The organism is Noviluteimonas caseinilytica, assembly GCF_018406605.1.
In the GTDB taxonomy this organism is placed as follows: domain Bacteria; phylum Pseudomonadota; class Gammaproteobacteria; order Xanthomonadales; family Xanthomonadaceae; genus Noviluteimonas; species Noviluteimonas caseinilytica.
The window spans coordinates 1834933-1851455 of the sequence record NZ_AP024545.1; the positions used below are offsets into that span (position 1 = coordinate 1834933).

A 16523-nucleotide genomic window follows, 5' to 3' on the forward strand; every position below is an offset into this window, starting at 1 on the left:
GGTCTTCCGGCAGCGTGTGAGGACTTCGTTAAGAGGCGTGCAAACCGTGACCGTGGCCAACCCTGTCTTGCTGCTTGCACACCTGGACCAGCTCGCCGACGGCGCGGTGGTGGAAACCGACGCCACGATCGACGGCGATTCGGAGTCCGTGATCCTGCACCGCGCAGGCGAGACGATTCGCGCCTGGCTCAATGTCTGCCCGCATGCCGGTCGTCGCCTCGACTGGGCGCCGGGCAAGTTCCTGTTCGACAAGCAAGGGCACCTGGTGTGCGCGGTGCACGGTGCGACGTTCGAGTTGCGCGCCGGCGAATGCATCGCCGGGCCCTGTCGGGGTGCGTCGTTGCGCGCGATCGAGATCGACGTGCGCGACGGCGCCGTCTACCTCAGAACATGATGTTGACCGCGATCACCACGACGATCAGGTAGATCAACGACACCGGCGCACCGAGCCGCCACAGGTCCTTCGACTGGTAACCACCTGGCCCGGTGATCATCGACATCACCGGGTTGGACGCGGTCATGAAGTTGTTCGACGCCGACAACGCCACCATCAGCGCGAAGCCCGTCGGATTGCCGCCCGCGGCCAGCGCGAGGTTGATGCCCATCGGCACCATGACGATCGTGGCGCCGACGTGGCCGATCACCAGCGAGAAGATCGTCGTCAGCAGGCCCAGCGCGATTTCCAGCAATACCAGCGGCACGCCTTCGGGCAAGCGCTCGATGGTGTGCCCCGCGATCCACGCCGCCGCGCCGCTGGAATCCATCGCCCAGCCCAGCGGGATCAGGCAGGCCATGACGAACACGGTCTTCCAGTTGATCGCCGCGTAGGCCTCGTCGATGTGCAGCACGCCGGCCACCAGCATGCCGGCCACGCCGGTCATCAGCGCGATCGACACCGGGATGCGCGTGGAGAGCGCCAGCAGCATCGTCACCACGAAGATGCTCAGCGCGAGCTTGAACTTGTGCGGCCGCTGCTCGCCCTTCGGGTAGTCGGTGACGACCACGAAGTCCTTGTTCTCGGCCGCCTGCGCAAGATCCGTCCAGATGCCGTGCAGCACCAGCATGTCGCCGGCGCGCAGCGCGAGCTGGCGCACGTTCTCGCGGTGCACGGTCTTGTCGCGGTTCACTGCGAGGAGACTGATGCCGTACTGCTTGCGCAATTGCAGCTCGGCCTGCGACTTGCCGAGGTATTGCGAGGTCGGCGGCACCACCGCTTCGGCGATGCCCGCGCGGCTCGGGTTGAACAGGTCGCCGAACGTGCGCAGGCGCGTGCTCATGCGCAGGAAATTGTTCTGCGCGAAATCGGCGACCTGCTGCTTGCCGCCCATCGCACCGAGCACGCTGCCGACCCAGATGCGCGCGTCGGCGGGCGGCGCCAGGCGCGATTCGTTGCCGGTCTTCAGCGCGAGCAGGAGCGGTGCGTTGCGCAGCGCTTCGGCCTCGCCGAGCGACATGCCCACCAGCGGGCTGTCGGCCGACACGGTGAGTTCGTACACGTCGCCTTCGATGCCGTAGGCCTGCGCGAAATAACTCTGCGTGCGCGCCGGCGTGACGCCGCGGTCCACGTCATAGCGTTCGAGCTGCTTGTCGCCGAAGAAGCGGAAATACAGCAGGCCCGCGCCCAGCAGCGCCAGGCCGATCGGCATCGGCGCGAACATGTGCAGCGGTTCGAGCGTGGCCGCACCCGAGGGCAGGTTGGCGTTGGACGACACCAGCAAGTCGTTGAGCAGGATCAGCGGCGACGTACCGACCATCGTCAGCGAACCGCCCATCACGATGGCGATCGCCAGCGGCAACAGGAAGCGCGACAAGGGCAGGCCGGTGCGCGAACTCAGGCGCGAGGCGACGGGCAGGTACAGCGCCATCACCGACGGGTTCTGCATGAAGGAGGAGTTGAGGCCGGCCACCGCGGAGGTGAACAGCAGCAGGCGCGATTCGATGCCGTGCGCGCGGCGCAGCAGCCAGCCGGCGAGGCGGTTGAGCGCGCCGGTGCGGTCCAGGCCCGCGCCCAGGATCATCGTGGCGATGACGCTCATGACCGCGTTGCCGGAGAAGCCGCCGAACAGGTCTTCCGGCGCGACCACGCCGGTGAGCCCCAGCAACACCAGGACGACCAGGGCAACGACGTCGGCGCGGATGCGCTCGAACAGGAACATCACCATCGTGAAGCCCACCAGCCCGAGCACGAGCTTCATGTCGGTGGTGAGCATCAACGCGGTGTCGTTCACGCGCCCGAATCCCCTTGGCGTTCCGTGTCGTAAAGAAGGTCCCACACGCCGTGCCCGAGCTTCTGGCCGCGCGTCTCGAAATGCGTCTGGGGACGCCATTCGGGCCGCGGTACGGTGCCGCGGGGACCGGCGCGATTCACCAGGCCCGGCGTGGCATCCAGCACGTCCCACATCTGCTCGGCATAGTCCTGCCAATCGGTGGCGAGGTGCAAGCGCCCCCCGGGCGCGAGTTTCGACACCAGCAACGCGGCGAACCCGGGGTTCACCAGGCGACGCTTGTTGTGGCGCTTCTTGTGCCAGGGATCCGGGAAGTAGATGCGCACCTCGTCCAGGCTCGCATCGGCGATCTCGTGGGTAAGCACTTCCACCGCGTCGTGGTGGAACAGGCGGACGTTGCGTGCATCGTCGGCGGCGAGCGCGTTGAGCAGGCGGCCGACGCCGGGCGCATGCACTTCGATGCCGATGATGTCGCGCGAAGGATCCTGCGCTGCGGCGAAGCGCAGGGCCTCGCCGTTGCCGAAGCCGATCTCCAGCACGCGCGGCGCATGCCGGCCGAAGGCGGCGTCGAAATCGCGCGGCGCGCCGGTGTAATCCAGGCCGAAGCGCGGCCACTGTTCGTCGAACGCGCGCTGCTGCGCGGGCGTGAAGCGCCCCTGCCGCAGCACGAAGCTGCGGACCTTGCGCTGGCCGGGTTCGGCGGTGAAGGGCTTCTTGTCGGTCGGGTCGGACATCACCCGACCAGGCCGTCCACGGGGCTCGAGGCGGACGCGAAACGCTTGCGCGGGATGCGCCCGGCGAGGAACGCGGCGCGGCCGGCTTCGACCGCCAGCTTCATCGCATGCGCCATCAGGATCGGATGCTTCGCGCCGGCGATCGCGGTGTTCATCAGCACGCCGTCGCAGCCCAGTTCCATCGCGATCGCGGCATCGGACGCGGTGCCGACGCCGGCATCGACGAGCACCGGCACCTTCGCGTTCTCGATGATCTCGAGCAGGTTGTACTTGTTCTGGATGCCCAGGCCCGAACCGATCGGCGCGGCGAGCGGCATCACCGCGACGCAGCCGATTTCTTCCAGGCGGCGCGCGAGGATCGGATCGTCGGAGGTGTAGACCATGACGTCGAAGCCGTCGGCGACGAGGCGCTCGGCGGCGACGAGCGTCTGCACGACGTCGGGATACAAGGTGCGCTGGTCGCCGAGCACTTCGAGCTTGACGAGCTTGTGGCCGTCGAGCAGTTCGCGCGCCAGGCGACACGTGCGCACCGCATCGTCGGCGGTGTAGCAGCCGGCGGTGTTGGGCAGGATCGTGTAGCGGTCGGGCGGCAGCACGTCGAGCAGGTTCGGCTCGCCGGGCGACTGGCCCAGGTTGGTGCGGCGGATCGCGACGGTGACGATTTCGGCGCCCGCGGCTTCGGTGGCCAGGCGGGTTTCTTCGAAATCCCGGAACTTGCCGGTGCCGGTGAGCAGGCGTGAACGATAACGGCGGCCCGCGACGACCAGGCTGTCGTCGGCCGCGAGGACGGTGGGATCAGACATGGGCGCAATGGTACCGCGTCGGTCGCTCCGGCCGTTCGTCGGTCGCAGCAATCCGGTGGTCGCGACTCACGCCGATCATGCGTGCGAATCGACCACCCGGTGACCTGTAGTCAACGGATGCCCCGTAAGGAGTTGGGAGTGGCATCGAAGCGTCGCACCGGCACACCCCTGACCGGTCCTCCCCGACATGCCACTGCGCGCGATGCCCCATCGCGTGGTCCGCCAAGAGCACACCCGCGCGAAAGCCGGGGTCGCAAAGCTACGGGTCCTCCGGCATTCCCCCTGCCGCGGACAGCCGGGTTCCCGTGACCGCACGATGGGTGCATCGTGCGGTTTATCGCCTCAGGTCAGCCGCCACCCAGCGCGTGCACCACTTCCACGTGATCTCCCTCGGCCAGCGCATGCGCTGCGTGCTTGCCGCGCGGCACGATGTCGCCGTTGACCTCCACGGCGACGCGGCGCTCGGCGAGGCCTTCGAGGACGAGCAGGTCGGCGATCGAGGCGCCGGGGTCGAGCGAGCGGGGCTCGCCGTTCAATCGGATTTCCATGGGGCGCATTGTCGCGCGGTGCGCGGGAAGTTGCCGCACGCCACCGAAGTGCCGCGCCGCCGCTTGAGCCGCACGAAGCTTCGTGAAAGCATCCGGCCACCCCCGGGGCCATCCGTATCGGTATGGACGGCAGGTCGGGCTCATTCCAAGGGAGCAATCGATGAAGTCCAACCACCGGGCCATGCGGCCCGTCCGCAGCCTGCTTGCCGCCGCCCTCGCGATCGCAGCGCTGCCGGCCGCCGCGCAGACCTATACGCAGACCGTGAACTTCGGCGACAGCCTCAGCGACTCGGGCTGGTTCCGCCCCGCGCTGATCCAGGCGGCGGGCCCGAACGGCGCCATCCTCGGTCGCTTCAGCACCAACCCCACGCAGGTGTGGACCGAATACCTCGCCGACTACTACGGCGGCAACGCCGGCGCCGCCAACCAGGGCGGCCTCAACTTCTCCGTCGGCGGCGCGCGCACCGGCACCAATTCCGCCGGCGCGCTCGGCCCGATCCCGGGCATCAACACGCAGATCGCCACGTACCTGCAGCGCACCGGCGGCGTCGCCGATCCGCATGCGCTGTACACGGTGTGGGGCGGCGCGAACGATCTGTTCGCCATCGCCGGCGGCGCACCCGCCAATACCGTGCTGCCTGCGGCGGTCGCCTCGCAGATCGGCAACGTCGCCACGCTGCAGGGCGCCGGCGCGCGCTACATCATGGTGCCCACCGTGCCGGACCTCGGCCTCACGCCGTCGTTCCGCGCGCAGGGTCCGGTGGCGCAGGCCACCGCGACGGGCCTGACCACCACGTACAACAACGCGCTGTTCTCGGGCCTCGCCGCGCAGGGCCTGCGCGTGATCCCGCTCGACACGTTCCACCTGTTGCAGGAAATCGTCGGCAACCCGGGCGCGTACGGCATCTCGAACGTCACCGGCACCGCGTGCCAGCCGCAGATCACCGCCAACTCGCTCACCTGCAACCCGGGCACGTACGTCACGCCGGATGCGCCCAACAGCTACGCGTTCGCCGATGGCGTGCATCCCTCGGGCGCCGCGCATCGCATCCTCGGCGAGTACGCGATCTCGGTGCTCGAAGCGCCGCGCGACATCGCGATCCTCCCGTACTCCGAATCGGTGGTCGGCAAGGCGCGCGCCAACATCGTGGCGTCGCATCTCCCGGCCAAGCCGAGCGAAGACGGCATGCGCTGGTGGGGCAACCTGCGCGGCGACAGCCAGCGCTTCAACGGCGACGTCAACTACACCGGCGGCGGCCCGACGGGCACGTTCGGCGTCGACTGGACCAGCGGCACGCTCGTGTACGGCGCGTTCGCCGGCTGGGGCAAGCAGGACTTCGACTTCGGCGGCAACCGCGGCGACTTCAAGCAGGAAGACGCCACGCTCGGCGGGTTCCTCGCGTGGTACAGCGGCGACGTGTGGGTCAACGCGCAGGGCAGCTGGACCAATTTGAATTACGACGTGCAGCGCGACGTGCACCTCGGCCCGGCGGTGCGCAGCTATTCCGGTTCGCCGGCCGGCGACAACTGGGCCTTCGGCGCCAACGCCGGCTGGGATTTCCACGCAGGCAAGCTCACGCACGGCCCGGTCATCGGCGTGCTGTGGCAGAAGATCAGCGTCGATGGCTATTCGGAGAACGGCACCGATTCCACCGCGCTGTCGTTCGCCGACCAGGACTTCGATTCCACGATCGCCACCGCGGGCTGGCAGGCGAGCTACGCGATCAAGGACACCGTGGTGCCCTACGGTCGACTGTCGTGGGAACACGAGTTCGAAGACGCGCCGGAACAGGCGTTCGCACGCCTCAACTCCATGCCGGGCCTGCCGGACTACGGCGTGCCGGGCCTGAACCTCGACGACGACTACGGCACCGTGGCCGTCGGCGTGCGCACGCAGTTCTACGGCCTGGACGCCGACATCGGCGCCACCGCCAACGTGGCGCAGGAAGGCGGCAACCTCGCGACGGTGTTCGTCACGGTGGGCGCGAAGTTCTGATCCTCGCCCTGACCTGCTGAAATGCAGAACGCCGGTGCTGCAAGGCACCGGCGTTCTGTTTTCCGGATGAGGTGGAGCGGGTGATGGGAATCGAACCCACGCTAGCAGCTTGGGAAGCTGCAGTTCTACCATTGAACTACACCCGCGCGGCCCGGAGTCTATGCTGCGGGCCCGCCACTGGCAACGCGGCCCGCGGCCGATTCCAGCGCCTTCATTCCGGCAACACGCGCTCGCGTATCCTGCGCGCGTTTTCCCCCGGCACCCCGTGCACCCAGGAGATGCGATGGCCGCCGCGCGAGTCGTCCTCGGTTGGCGCGAATGGCTGGCGCTGCCCGCGCTGGGCATCAGCGCGATCCGCGCCAAGCTCGACACCGGTGCGCGCAGCAGTTGCCTGCACGTCGACGCGCAGTGGCGCTTCGTCGAAGGCGGCGCGCCGTGGACCGGATTCCGCATCAGCACCGGGGTGCACGGCGACCAGGTGATCGAATCGGCCGCGCCCGTGCACGACGAGCGCGACGTGGTCGATTCCAGCGGCAACCGCAGCCGGCGCGTGTTCCTGCGCACGCCGATGCGGCTGGCCGGCGTGGAACGCATCGTGGAGATCAACCTCGCCGACCGGCGGGGCATGCTGTTCCCGATGCTGGTTGGCCGTACTTCGCTGGCGCGCGCGTTCGTCATCGATCCGGCACGTTCTTTCCTGCACGGTCGCGCTTTCCCCGGAACCGCGCACCCTTCCACGATGTCGGACCGCCCATTCCCATGAAGTCCCCCGCATGAAGCTCGCGATCCTCTCGCGCAACGGCAAGCTCTACTCGACGCGCCGCCTCGTCGAGGCCGCGCGCGAGCGTGGCCACAGCGTGCGCGTCCTCGATCCCCTGCGCTGCTACATGCGCATCGCCTCCGACGGCTTCGCGATGCACCACCAGGGGCGGCCGCTCACCGGCTACCACGCGGTGATCCCGCGCATCGGCGCCTCGGTCACGCGCTACGGCACGGCGGTGCTGCGGCAGTTCGAACTGATGGGTACGTTCACGCCCAATCCGTCCGATTCGATCCTCAAGGCGCGCGACAAGCTGCGCTGCCACCAGCTGCTCGCCGCGCAGGGCCTGGGCCTGCCGGCCACGGTGTTCGGCGACAACCCCGACGACACCAGCGACCTGCTCGCGATGCTCGGCCCCACGCCGCACGTCATCAAGCTCAACGAAGGCACGCAGGGCGCGGGCGTGATGCTCACGGAAAAACTGTCGGCGTCGCGCAGCGTGATCGAAGCGTTGCGCGGCCTGTACGCCAACTTCCTGGTGCAGGAGTTCGTCGCCGAAGCGAAGGGCGCGGACCTGCGGTGCTTCGTCGTCGGCGGCAAGGTCGTCGCCACGATGAAACGCCAGGCACCGAAGGGCGATTTCCGTTCCAACCTGCATCGCGGCGGCACCGCGAAGGCGGTGACTGCAACCGCGGCCGAGGAAGACACCGCCATCCGGGCGGCGAAGCTCCTCGGGCTGGGGGTGGCGGGCGTGGACCTGATCCGGTCCCAGCGCGGGCCGCTGATCCTGGAGGTCAACGCGTCCCCGGGCCTGGAAGGCATCGAGGCCGCCAGCGGCGTCGATATTGCAGGGAGCATCATCGAATGCGTGGCGATCGGCGGCAAAAAGCCGACAACGCACGCGGGCCGGGGTCTCCTGCGCCAAGCGTGAGGCCGGCCGGAAAACGAATCTTTAACGGCAATTCGCGGCCGGTTTTAACGAGGGTTTAATCGCCCGGCCCGTAGCCTGTCGCCTACCGCAGATCTGTCTGTAGGCCGCTTGGCAAACCGCAACGGACGAAGCCAGATTACGGTCATCGGGGCTTGATTTGGCCCAGGCACGGGCAACGTGCCTGGGCCTTTGTTCTTTTTGGGCCACCACGCCGCCGTCGCTTCCCGCTCTGGCAGAATCGCAGCGGCCGCTTCCGCGTTCAGTGCGTTGAACCCCGGCGCGAGCCCCGGGTCGAACCCACCCCTCTCCTGCAGGACACCCACGGATGCGCATCCTCGTCATCGAAGACAACCAGGACATCGCCGCCAACCTCGGCGACTACCTCGAGGATCGCGGCCACACCGTCGACTTCGCCGCCGACGGGGTCACGGGCCTGCACCTGGCGGTGGTGCACGACTTCGACGCCATCGTGCTCGACCTCAGCCTGCCGGGCCTCGATGGCCTGGAGGTCTGCCGCAAGTTGCGCAACGAAGCGCGCAAGCAGACGCCGGTGCTGATGCTCACCGCGCGCGATTCGCTGGACAACAAGCTCGCCGGCTTCGATTCGGGCGCCGACGACTACCTCATCAAGCCCTTCGCGCTGCAGGAAGTGGAAGTGCGCCTCAACGCGCTGGCCCGTCGCGGCCGCGGCGTGCAGACGCGCGTGCTCAATGTCGGGGACCTCGAATACAACCTCGACACGCTCGAAGTGCGCCGCGAAGGCAAGCTGCTGCAACTCAATCCCACGGCGCTGAAGATCCTGCAGTCGCTGATGGAAGCCTCCCCGGCGGTGGTGACGCGCCAGGAACTCGAGACCCGCGTGTGGGGCGAGGAGCTGCCCGATTCGGATTCGCTGCGCGTGCACATCCACGGCCTGCGTTCGGTCGTCGACAAGCCGTTCGAAACGCCGCTGATCCAGACGCGCCACGGCATCGGCTACCGGATCGCCGCACCCGATGCCACCAGCTGAACCTGTCCGGCGGCCTGCACGCCGCTACCGGCGGCAACTCCGCAGCCGCATCATCTTGTCGTTCGTCCTGCTCGGGTTCGGGCTGACGGCGCTGTTCGCCTATTCGGTGGACAAGGTGCGCAACCAGGTCGAAGACAAGCTCGTCGTCGACCTGATGAACCGCAACATCGATCTCTACGCGCAGCAGTACGCGCGCGATCCGCAGAACCCGAGCCTGCCCGTCGACCAGATCCGCGCGTTCGCGTTCACGCCCGACAAGTTCGAGAGCGTGCGCGAGCAGCAACCGCAGTGGTACGAACTGCCCGACGGCATCCACGGCCTGAGCGGCACCGACGACACCGGCCAGCCGTTCTCCTACAAGCTCGCGGTGCGCAAGACGCCGCAGGTGTGGTTCTTCCTCGCCTACGACATGACGCAGACGATGCGCGGGCAGGAACAGTTCAACCGCGCGATCTACGGCGCGGTGATCGTGTTCACCCTGTTGTCGTTGCTGGTCGGCTGGTGGGCGGCGTCGCGCGTCATGAGCCCGGTGTCGGAGCTCGCCAATCGCCTGAAGGATTCGGGCCGCAGCGCGGAACCCGTGTCGCTGGCCGCGCATTTCCCGAACGACGAAGTGGGCCAGCTCGCCGCCGCGCTCGACGACTACGCCGCGCGCCTGACCGAAGTCGTGCAGCGCGACCGCGAGTTCAACGCCGACGTCAGCCACGAACTGCGCACGCCGCTGGCCGTGATCCGCGGCGCGACGGAGCTGCTGCTGTCGCGGCCCGAACTCGACGAACGCATGCAGGCGCGCCTGCGCCGCATCCAGCGCGCCGAACAGCAATGCACCGACCTGATCAGCGCGCTGCTGCTGCTCTCGCGCAACGAGCGCGGGCACGGCATCTGCGACGTGGGCAAGGTCGCCGAACAACTGCTCGACATGCATCGCGCGCAGCTGGGCGGCAAGCCGCTGGTGCTGCGCATGGAAGGCGAGGGCGGATTGATCGTGGATGCGCCCGACGCCGCCGTCGCGGTGGCGCTGGGCAATTTGATCGGCAACGCGGTGAAGTACACGCACGAAGGCGACGTGGTGGTGCGCATGGCGCCCGATTCGGTCGACGTCATCGACTCCGGCCCGGGCCTGACGGCCGAAGAAGCCGCACGCCTGTTCGAACGCGGCTATCGCGGCACGCACGCCGAGCATTCGCAGGGCGCGGGCATCGGCCTGTCGATCGTGCGCCGCCTGTGCGCGCTCTACGGTTGGGACGTGCGCGTGGTGCCGGGCGCGGAGCGCGGCGTGATCGCCACGCTCCGGTTCAAACCCGCGTGATCAAGCCTGCGGTCTGATCAGCCGACGAGTTCGAGCCAGCCGTACTTGTCTGGCGTGCGGCCATCGAACAGGCCGAAGAACAATTCCTGCATGCGACGCGTCACCGGGCCCGCGCGGCCTGCGCCGACCTGGCGCCCGTCGACCGAACGGATCGGCGTGATTTCCGCCGCCGTGCCGCACATGAAGAGCTCGTCGCACAGGTAGAGGTATTCGCGCGGGATGTCGCGCTCGACGACTTCGATGCCGTTGTCCTTCGCCAGGCGGATCAGCGTGTTGCGCGTGATGCCGTTGAGCAGCGCGGCGCTGACCGGCGTGGTGTGCAGCTGGCCTTCGAAGACGAGGAACAGGTTTTCGCCGGCGCCTTCGCTCAACAGGCCCGTGGAGGCCAGCGCGATGCCTTCGCCGAAGCCCAGGCGACGCGCTTCGCGCGCGACCAGTTGGCCCGACAGATAGTTGCCGCCGGCCTTCGCGCCCGCGGGGATGGTGTTCGGCGCGAAACGCTGCCAGCTCGACACGCATGCATCGATGCCTTCTTCGAGCACGCCTTCACCGAGGTACGCCCCCATCTGCCACGCCGCGACCGCGACGTCGGTGGGCGTATCCGCCGACAAGCCGAAACCGCCGAGGCCACGGAACGCGACCGGGCGCAGGTAGGCCTTGCCGAGGTCGTTCTTCTTCAGCACCGCGCGGCACGCGGCGTTGATGTCGTCGACCATGTACGGGATGCCCATCTCGTAGATGCGCGCCGACGCGAACAGGCGGCGCGTGTGGTCGGTGAGGCGGAAGATCGCCGGACCGTTGGGCGTGTCGTAGCTGCGCACGCCTTCGAACACCGACGACCCGTAGTGGATCGCGTGCGACATGACGTGCGTGGTGGCGTCGGCCCACGGCTTGATCGATCCGTTGTGCCAGATCCATTCGGGGTAGCGCATCGTCATGCGGGCGGCTCGCGTGCAGGGGAGTCGCGCATTGTAAGGGGCCCGCCTGCCGCGCCGCCCCTGCCGGAGAGGAGGGCTACAGCGAGATCCACCAGCAGCCGAGGTACCGGCGCAGCCCGAACACCGTGGACGCGGGCGTGGCGCTGTCGCCGAGCGTCTGTTCCAGCCGGACCCCGACCGGGGCGTGCCGGACGACCGGCGGCGCGGGCTGGTCCGTGGCCGCGGGCAGCGCGCCATCGTCGGGTGGGGCGCCGGACACTGGCACGATGTCGACCAGCGGCCGGCGCACGATCGCATCGAGCCGGTCCATCACGCCCACCGATGCGCCCTGCGACATGCCGACCCAGTGGTACACGCCGGCCAGGCGATTGACGTCGTTGGCATCCACGGCGCTCTGGATCTCGAACACCAGGTCCTGCAACGAATGCGAACACCCGCGATACACGCGCACGCCCGTCGCGCCGAGGGCCCGGGGTTGCTGCAGCGGGGGCGGTGCCTGTTCGGTCGCGCCGACGTCCACGCAGCGCCGGTCGGTGTAGATCTCCTGGCCTTCGCCGGTCACGCAGCGATGGATCTGCGCATGCGCGATGCGCGGCGCGAACGACGCCGCGACGAGCAGGAGCAAGCACAGCAGGGGACGAACGGCGGGCGCCATGCCGGGAGCGTACACGCGTGCACGGCTTCGTCGATTGGTCGATGGTGCTTCGATGCCCGGGGAATGCCCCCGGGACCAGCGTCAGAACCGGACGAAGTAGCAGCCCTGGTAACGCTCGACGTCGAAGTCCTGGATCGTCGCGCCTTCGCCGTCGCCGAAACGCACCTGCATCACGCCCGCGCCGCCGCCGATGCCGCCGCCCGCATCGGCGAAGCCGCCGATCTGCGCGTCGTAGTACTGCGTGTCGCGCACCTGGCGATGCGCGAGGCGATCGAGTTGCAGCATCGTGGCGTTCGCCGCGCGCTGGCCCATGCCGACCCAGTGGTAGCTCTCGGCGACGCGGTTGACGTCACCGAGCGCGAACGCGCCGCGCAGGTCCATCGCCAGTTGCGTCGGCGTGCGCGCGCAACCGCCCGCGGCGGCGCGTCGGCCGATCGCTTCGCGCGCGGCGGCCATCGTCGTGCTGTCGGGTTGCAGCGTCGCGACTTCGACGCCGGAGATGCTGGCTTCGAGCGCTTCCTCGCGCATCAAGCGCGTCGCGAGATCGCCACGCATGGGCACGGATTGCGCGCCCACCAGCTTGCAGGGTTTGTCGGTGAACAGGCTCGTGCCATCCGCGGTGCGGCATTGCTGCACGGTCGCACTGGCTTCGGCGATGTTGGGCGCGGGCAATGCGGCTGCGGCCAGGGCGACCGCGAATCCGGCGAGCAGGGACTTGTCCATGGTGTTGCACGTGCCTTGGGGGAAGACACGTGCAGCATCGGTGTCGATGCGTCAACGCAAGGTGCTGGATGCGCCGTTGCGCTGAACCGCAGTGCAATTCAGGTCAGATGTTCGATGACGTTCAGAGTCGGTTTCGACAGGTTCAATGTGTAGAAGTGCAACGCCGGCGCGCCGCCGTGGACGAGGCGTGAACACATGTCGGCGACGAACTCTGCGGCGAAGGACCGGATGCTCTCGGCATCGTCGCCGTAGGCCAGCATGCGCTTGGTGATCCAGCGCGGGATTTCCGCGCCGCAGGCGTCGGAGAAGCGGCGCAGCTGGCTGAAGTTGGAGATGGGCATGATGCCCGGCACGATCGGCAGCGTGACGCCCATGCGGCGCACGTCGTCGACGAAGCGGAAGTACGCATCGGCGTTATAGAAGTACTGCGTGATCGCGCCGTCGGCGCCCGCGTCCGCCTTGGCCTTGAAGTGGCGCAGGTCGGCGAACGCATCGTCGGCCTGCGGATGCATTTCCGGATAGCAGCCCACGTCGATGTGGAACCAGCCATCGTGTTCGGTGCGGATGAACTCGACGAGTTCGGAGGCGTAGCGGAAGTCGCCCATGCGCGCCATGCCCGAGGGCAGGTCGCCGCGCAACGCGACGATGCGCTTGCAGTCGAGCGCGCGATACAGCTTGAGCAACTGGCGCAATTCTTCGCGCGTGCCGCCCATGCACGAGACGTGCGGCGCGGACGGGAGGCCGTGGTGTTCGCGCAGGCGCTGGATGGTTTCGGGCGTGTAGGACAGCGTGGAGCCGCCGGCGCCGAACGTGCACGACACGTATTCCGGGTCGTGCGCCTTCAACCGGGCCGCGGTGCGGTCCAGTTGCACGCGTTGTTCATCGGTCTTGGGCGGGTAGAACTCGAAGGAGATCGGGACGCGCAGGGCCATGGACGGATCCGGTCGGGTCTGGAAAAGAAGCGGGCGGCTTTCGCCGCCCGCCGCGTGCATCAGTAGCGGTAGTGCTCGGGCTTGTACGGGCCGTCGACCGACACGCCGAGGTAATCGGCCTGGGCCTTCGTGAGCGTGGTGAGCTTCACGCCGATCTTTTCCAGGTGCAGGCGCGCCACTTCCTCGTCGAGGTGCTTCGGCAGGCGATACACCGTCTTCTCGTACGTGTCCTTGTTGGCCCACAGGTCGATCTGCGCGAGCGTCTGGTTGGAGAACGAGTTGGACATCACGAAGCTCGGATGGCCCGTCGCGCAACCCAGGTTCACCAGGCGGCCTTCGGCAAGCAGGAACATCGCGTTGCCGTTGTCGAAGACGTACTTGTCGACCTGCGGCTTGATGTTGATGCGCTTGGCGCCGGAGGCGTTCAGTGCGTCGACCTGGATCTCGTTGTCGAAGTGGCCGATGTTGCACACGATCGCCTGGTCCTTCATGCGGCCCATGTGCTCGAGCGTGATCACGTCCTTGTTGCCGGTCGTGGTCACGTAGATGTCGGCGCGGCCGAGCGTGCTTTCGATCGTGTTGACTTCGAAGCCTTCCATCGCGGCCTGCAGGGCGCAGATCGGGTCGATCTCGGTGACCACCACGCGGGCGCCGTACGCGCGCAGCGAATGCGCCGAACCCTTGCCGACGTCGCCGTAGCCGCAGACCACCGCGACCTTGCCCGCCAGCATCACGTCCATCGCGCGCTTCAGGCCATCGGCCAGCGACTCACGGCAGCCGTACAGGTTGTCGAACTTCGACTTGGTGACCGAGTCGTTGACGTTGATCGCGGGCACCAGCAGCTTGCCCTGCTCGGCGATCTGGTACAGGCGATGCACGCCGGTCGTGGTTTCTTCCGACACGCCCTTCCAGTCCTTGACCACGGTGGTCCAGAAACCGGGGCGTTCCTTCGCGACGCGCTTGAGCAGGTTCTTGATGATCTGCTCTTCGTGCGAATCCGACGGGGTGTTCACCCAGTCCGAACCCTGCTCGAGCTCGTAGCCCTTGTGGATCAGCAGCGTCACGTCGCCGCCGTCGTCGACGACGAGCTCCGGACCCTTGCCGCCCGGGAACGTCACCGCGTCCAGCGTGCAGTCCCAGTATTCCTCCAGCGACTCGCCCTTCCATGCGAACACCGGCGTGCCGGTGGCGGCGATCGCGGCGGCGGCGTGGTCCTGCGTCGAGAAGATGTTGCACGAGGCCCAGCGCACGTCGGCGCCGATGTCCTTCAGCGTCTCGATCAGCACGGCGGTCTGGATGGTCATGTGCAGCGAGCCGGTGACGCGCACGCCCTTGAGCGGCTTGGCGGCGGCGTGCTTGCGGCGGATGGACATCAGGCCCGGCATCTCGCGCTCGGCGATGTCGATTTCCTTGCGGCCCCAGTCGGCGAGCGTGATGTCGGCGACCTTGTAGTCCGGGGTTTCGTTGCGGACAGCATTCATGGCGTTTGCTCCATTCGAGCGGGCGCCGTTGTTGCGTGGTGCACCCCACCGAGCCTGGCCGTGCCTATCCACGGTCGCAGCGCCCCTCGGCGGAGCAGGAGGCGCGGCCCTCGCGGCCGCGCCCCCGATTTGCTTGCGACTTACTTCTTGAGCCCGCCGTCCTTGCGCAGCTCGTCGGCCTTGTCCGTCTTCTCCCAGGAGAACGCGGTGGCCTTCTGCTTCTTGCCGGCGCCGTCGACGTACTCGAACGCCTGCGGCTTGCGGCCGAAGTGGCCGTAGCTCGCGGTGGCCTGGTACATCGGGTGGATCAGGTCGAGCATCTTCACGATGCCGTACGGGCGCAGGTCGAAGTGCTTGCGGATCAGCTTCTCGATCTTGTCGTCGGAGATCTTGCCGGTGCCGAAGGTGGTGACCGAGATCGAGGTGGGTTCCGCCACGCCGATCGCGTAGGACACCTGCACTTCGCACTTGTCGGCCAGGCCGGCGGCGATGATGTTCTTGGCGACGTAACGCGCCGCGTACGCAGCGGAACGATCGACCTTCGACGGATCCTTGCCCGAGAACGCACCGCCACCGTGGCGGGCCATGCCGCCGTAGCTGTCGACGATGATCTTGCGGCCGGTCAGGCCGCAGTCGCCCACGGGGCCGCCGATCACGAAGATGCCCGTCGGGTTGATGTGCACCTTGTTCTTCGGCAGCTTGTCGAGCCAGTTCTTCGGCAGCACCGGCTTGAGGATGTGCTCGTACACGCCCTCGACCAGGTCCTTCTGCTTGATGCCCGGATCGTGCTGCGTCGACAACACGACGGCGTCGAGGCCGGCGATCTTGTCGCCTTCATAGCGCAGCGTGACCTGCGACTTCGCATCGGGGCGCAGCCACGGCAGCTTGGAGTTCTTCGCCTTGCGCACCTTCGCCTGCTGTTCGACGAGGCGATGCGAGTAATAGATCGGGGCCGGCATGAATTCCGGCGCCTCGTTGCAGGCGTAGCCGAACATCAGGCCCTGGTCGCCCGCGCCCTGTTCTTCCGGCTTCTTGCGGTCCACGCCGGCGGCGATGTCCGGCGACTGCTTGCCGAGCATGTTGATGATCGCGCAGGTGTGGCCGTCGAAGCCGACGTCGGAATTGTTGTAGCCGATGTCGTTGATGACCTTGCGCGCGAGCGTTTCGATGTCGACCCACGCGCCGGTGGTGACTTCGCCGGCGACGATCGCCGCACCGGTCTTCACCATCGTTTCGCAGGCCACGCGGGCGCGCTTGTCCTGCGCGAGGATCGCGTCGAGGACGGCGTCGGAGATCTGGTCGGCGATCTTGTCCGGGTGGCCTTCGGAGACGGATTCGGAGGTGAAGAGGTAGCTGGAGCTGGTCATCGCTGGATATATCCTTTGATTCGGATGAAAGGATGGGCCGGCATTGTACAAGCCTGCGGACGGGATTGCGCAGTTTGCGCCATCGCTCGTTCAGAGGAAAACCAAGCGGCCG

Annotated in this window: 16 protein-coding genes, 1 tRNA gene and 2 riboswitches; of the genes, 6 read left to right on the forward strand and 11 right to left on the reverse strand. The window is 67.8% G+C overall.

Annotation, left to right across the window (positions count from 1 at the left end; all coding sequences use genetic code 11):
* The first annotated feature begins 52 nt into the window (after positions 1-52).
* A complete protein-coding gene (locus LYSCAS_RS08955; protein WP_244858493.1) occupies positions 53-394 on the forward strand; it encodes a Rieske (2Fe-2S) protein in 342 nt (113 codons plus the stop codon).
* Here LYSCAS_RS08955 and LYSCAS_RS08960 read toward each other — a convergent pair.
* The 4 genes from LYSCAS_RS08960 to thiS form a co-directional block, all read right to left on the reverse strand.
* A complete protein-coding gene (locus tag LYSCAS_RS08960) occupies positions 384-2210 on the reverse strand; it encodes an SLC13 family permease (RefSeq protein ID WP_213437736.1) in 1827 nt (608 codons plus the stop codon). The genes LYSCAS_RS08955 and LYSCAS_RS08960 overlap by 11 nt on opposite strands.
* Positions 2211-2224: 14 nt before the next feature.
* Positions 2225-2959: a tRNA (guanosine(46)-N7)-methyltransferase TrmB gene (gene trmB / locus LYSCAS_RS08965; RefSeq protein WP_213433622.1), complete on the reverse strand. Its 735-nt coding sequence runs from the start codon at positions 2957-2959 to the stop codon at positions 2225-2227.
* Positions 2959-3762, reverse strand: coding sequence for a thiazole synthase (locus LYSCAS_RS08970; protein WP_213433624.1), 804 nt, complete (start codon positions 3760-3762; stop codon positions 2959-2961). Before LYSCAS_RS08970 ends, trmB begins: the two co-directional genes overlap by 1 nt.
* Positions 3763-3979: 217 nt before the next feature.
* Positions 3980-4070, forward strand: a riboswitch (cyclic di-GMP riboswitch).
* Between the two features lie 39 nt (positions 4071-4109).
* Positions 4110-4310 (reverse strand): sulfur carrier protein ThiS, encoded by a 201-nt coding sequence (thiS, locus tag LYSCAS_RS08975; RefSeq protein ID WP_213433626.1) that lies wholly within the window; start codon positions 4308-4310, stop codon positions 4110-4112.
* 160 nt (positions 4311-4470) lie between these two features.
* Here thiS and LYSCAS_RS08980 point away from each other — a divergent pair, with 160 nt between their 5' ends.
* The gene (locus tag LYSCAS_RS08980; RefSeq protein WP_213433628.1) at positions 4471-6306 is read left to right on the forward strand and encodes an autotransporter domain-containing protein; all 1836 of its coding nucleotides are present in this window, start codon (positions 4471-4473) and stop codon (positions 6304-6306) included.
* A gap of 72 nt (positions 6307-6378) precedes the next feature.
* Here LYSCAS_RS08980 and LYSCAS_RS08985 read toward each other — a convergent pair.
* Positions 6379-6452 (reverse strand) — tRNA-Gly (locus LYSCAS_RS08985).
* A gap of 137 nt (positions 6453-6589) precedes the next feature.
* On the opposite strand from LYSCAS_RS08985, the gene LYSCAS_RS08990 reads away from it, so the two are divergent.
* From LYSCAS_RS08990 to LYSCAS_RS09005, 4 genes are all read left to right on the forward strand, one after another.
* A complete protein-coding gene (locus LYSCAS_RS08990) occupies positions 6590-7069 on the forward strand; it encodes an ATP-dependent zinc protease family protein (RefSeq protein ID WP_213433630.1) in 480 nt (159 codons plus the stop codon).
* A 10-nt stretch (positions 7070-7079) separates the two neighbouring features.
* Positions 7080-7997 carry a 30S ribosomal protein S6--L-glutamate ligase gene (rimK, locus tag LYSCAS_RS08995; RefSeq protein ID WP_213433632.1) on the forward strand — a complete coding sequence of 306 codons (918 nt, stop codon included), beginning with the start codon at positions 7080-7082 and terminating at the stop codon, positions 7995-7997.
* Positions 7998-8322: 325 nt separating this feature from the next.
* Positions 8323-9006 (forward strand): response regulator transcription factor, encoded by a 684-nt coding sequence (locus LYSCAS_RS09000; RefSeq protein WP_213433634.1) that lies wholly within the window; start codon positions 8323-8325, stop codon positions 9004-9006.
* Positions 8993-10315, forward strand: coding sequence for a sensor histidine kinase (locus tag LYSCAS_RS09005; protein WP_213433636.1), 1323 nt, complete (start codon positions 8993-8995; stop codon positions 10313-10315). Before LYSCAS_RS09000 ends, LYSCAS_RS09005 begins: the two co-directional genes overlap by 14 nt.
* 17 nt (positions 10316-10332) lie before the next feature.
* On the opposite strand, the gene LYSCAS_RS09010 is transcribed toward LYSCAS_RS09005, so the two are convergent.
* The 6 genes from LYSCAS_RS09010 to metK form a co-directional block, all read right to left on the reverse strand.
* Positions 10333-11253, reverse strand: a complete 921-nt coding sequence (locus LYSCAS_RS09010; protein ID WP_213433638.1) for a branched-chain amino acid transaminase — start codon at positions 11251-11253, stop codon at positions 10333-10335.
* Positions 11254-11329: 76 nt separating this feature from the next.
* Positions 11330-11908: a hypothetical protein gene (locus tag LYSCAS_RS09015; protein ID WP_213433640.1), complete on the reverse strand. Its 579-nt coding sequence runs from the start codon at positions 11906-11908 to the stop codon at positions 11330-11332.
* 81 nt (positions 11909-11989) lie between these two features.
* Positions 11990-12631, reverse strand: a complete 642-nt coding sequence (locus tag LYSCAS_RS09020) for a hypothetical protein (protein WP_213433641.1) — start codon at positions 12629-12631, stop codon at positions 11990-11992.
* A 98-nt stretch (positions 12632-12729) separates the two neighbouring features.
* Positions 12730-13563: a methylenetetrahydrofolate reductase [NAD(P)H] gene (gene metF, locus LYSCAS_RS09025; protein ID WP_213433643.1), complete on the reverse strand. Its 834-nt coding sequence runs from the start codon at positions 13561-13563 to the stop codon at positions 12730-12732.
* A 59-nt stretch (positions 13564-13622) separates the two neighbouring features.
* The gene (gene ahcY / locus LYSCAS_RS09030; protein ID WP_213433645.1) at positions 13623-15044 is read right to left on the reverse strand and encodes an adenosylhomocysteinase; all 1422 of its coding nucleotides are present in this window, start codon (positions 15042-15044) and stop codon (positions 13623-13625) included.
* A 13-nt stretch (positions 15045-15057) separates the two neighbouring features.
* A riboswitch (S-adenosyl-L-homocysteine riboswitch) is annotated at positions 15058-15138 on the reverse strand.
* Positions 15139-15184: 46 nt separating this feature from the next.
* On the reverse strand, positions 15185-16411 hold the full coding sequence (metK, locus tag LYSCAS_RS09035) for a methionine adenosyltransferase (protein WP_213433652.1): 1227 nt from the start codon (positions 16409-16411) through the stop codon (positions 15185-15187).
* Between the last annotated feature and the right edge of the window lie 112 nt (positions 16412-16523).

Excerpts from the sequence above, each read along its gene's own strand:
- LYSCAS_RS08960 (WP_213437736.1), bottom strand. The coding sequence starts at position 2,210 with ATGCTCACCACCGACATGAAGCTCGTGCTCGGGCTGGTGGGCTTCACG.
- trmB (WP_213433622.1), bottom strand. The coding sequence starts at position 2,959 with ATGTCCGACCCGACCGACAAGAAGCCCTTCACCGCCGAACCCGGCCAG.
- LYSCAS_RS08970 (WP_213433624.1), bottom strand. The coding sequence starts at position 3,762 with ATGTCTGATCCCACCGTCCTCGCGGCCGACGACAGCCTGGTCGTCGCG.
- thiS (WP_213433626.1), bottom strand. The coding sequence starts at position 4,310 with ATGGAAATCCGATTGAACGGCGAGCCCCGCTCGCTCGACCCCGGCGCC.
- LYSCAS_RS08980 (WP_213433628.1), top strand. The coding sequence starts at position 4,471 with ATGAAGTCCAACCACCGGGCCATGCGGCCCGTCCGCAGCCTGCTTGCC.
- LYSCAS_RS08990 (WP_213433630.1), top strand. The coding sequence starts at position 6,590 with ATGGCCGCCGCGCGAGTCGTCCTCGGTTGGCGCGAATGGCTGGCGCTG.
- rimK (WP_213433632.1), top strand. The coding sequence starts at position 7,080 with ATGAAGCTCGCGATCCTCTCGCGCAACGGCAAGCTCTACTCGACGCGC.
- LYSCAS_RS09000 (WP_213433634.1), top strand. The coding sequence starts at position 8,323 with ATGCGCATCCTCGTCATCGAAGACAACCAGGACATCGCCGCCAACCTC.
- LYSCAS_RS09005 (WP_213433636.1), top strand. The coding sequence starts at position 8,993 with ATGCCACCAGCTGAACCTGTCCGGCGGCCTGCACGCCGCTACCGGCGG.
- LYSCAS_RS09010 (WP_213433638.1), bottom strand. The coding sequence starts at position 11,253 with ATGACGATGCGCTACCCCGAATGGATCTGGCACAACGGATCGATCAAG.
- LYSCAS_RS09015 (WP_213433640.1), bottom strand. The coding sequence starts at position 11,908 with ATGGCGCCCGCCGTTCGTCCCCTGCTGTGCTTGCTCCTGCTCGTCGCG.
- LYSCAS_RS09020 (WP_213433641.1), bottom strand. The coding sequence starts at position 12,631 with ATGGACAAGTCCCTGCTCGCCGGATTCGCGGTCGCCCTGGCCGCAGCC.
- metF (WP_213433643.1), bottom strand. The coding sequence starts at position 13,563 with ATGGCCCTGCGCGTCCCGATCTCCTTCGAGTTCTACCCGCCCAAGACC.
- ahcY (WP_213433645.1), bottom strand. The coding sequence starts at position 15,044 with ATGAATGCTGTCCGCAACGAAACCCCGGACTACAAGGTCGCCGACATC.
- metK (WP_213433652.1), bottom strand. The coding sequence starts at position 16,411 with ATGACCAGCTCCAGCTACCTCTTCACCTCCGAATCCGTCTCCGAAGGC.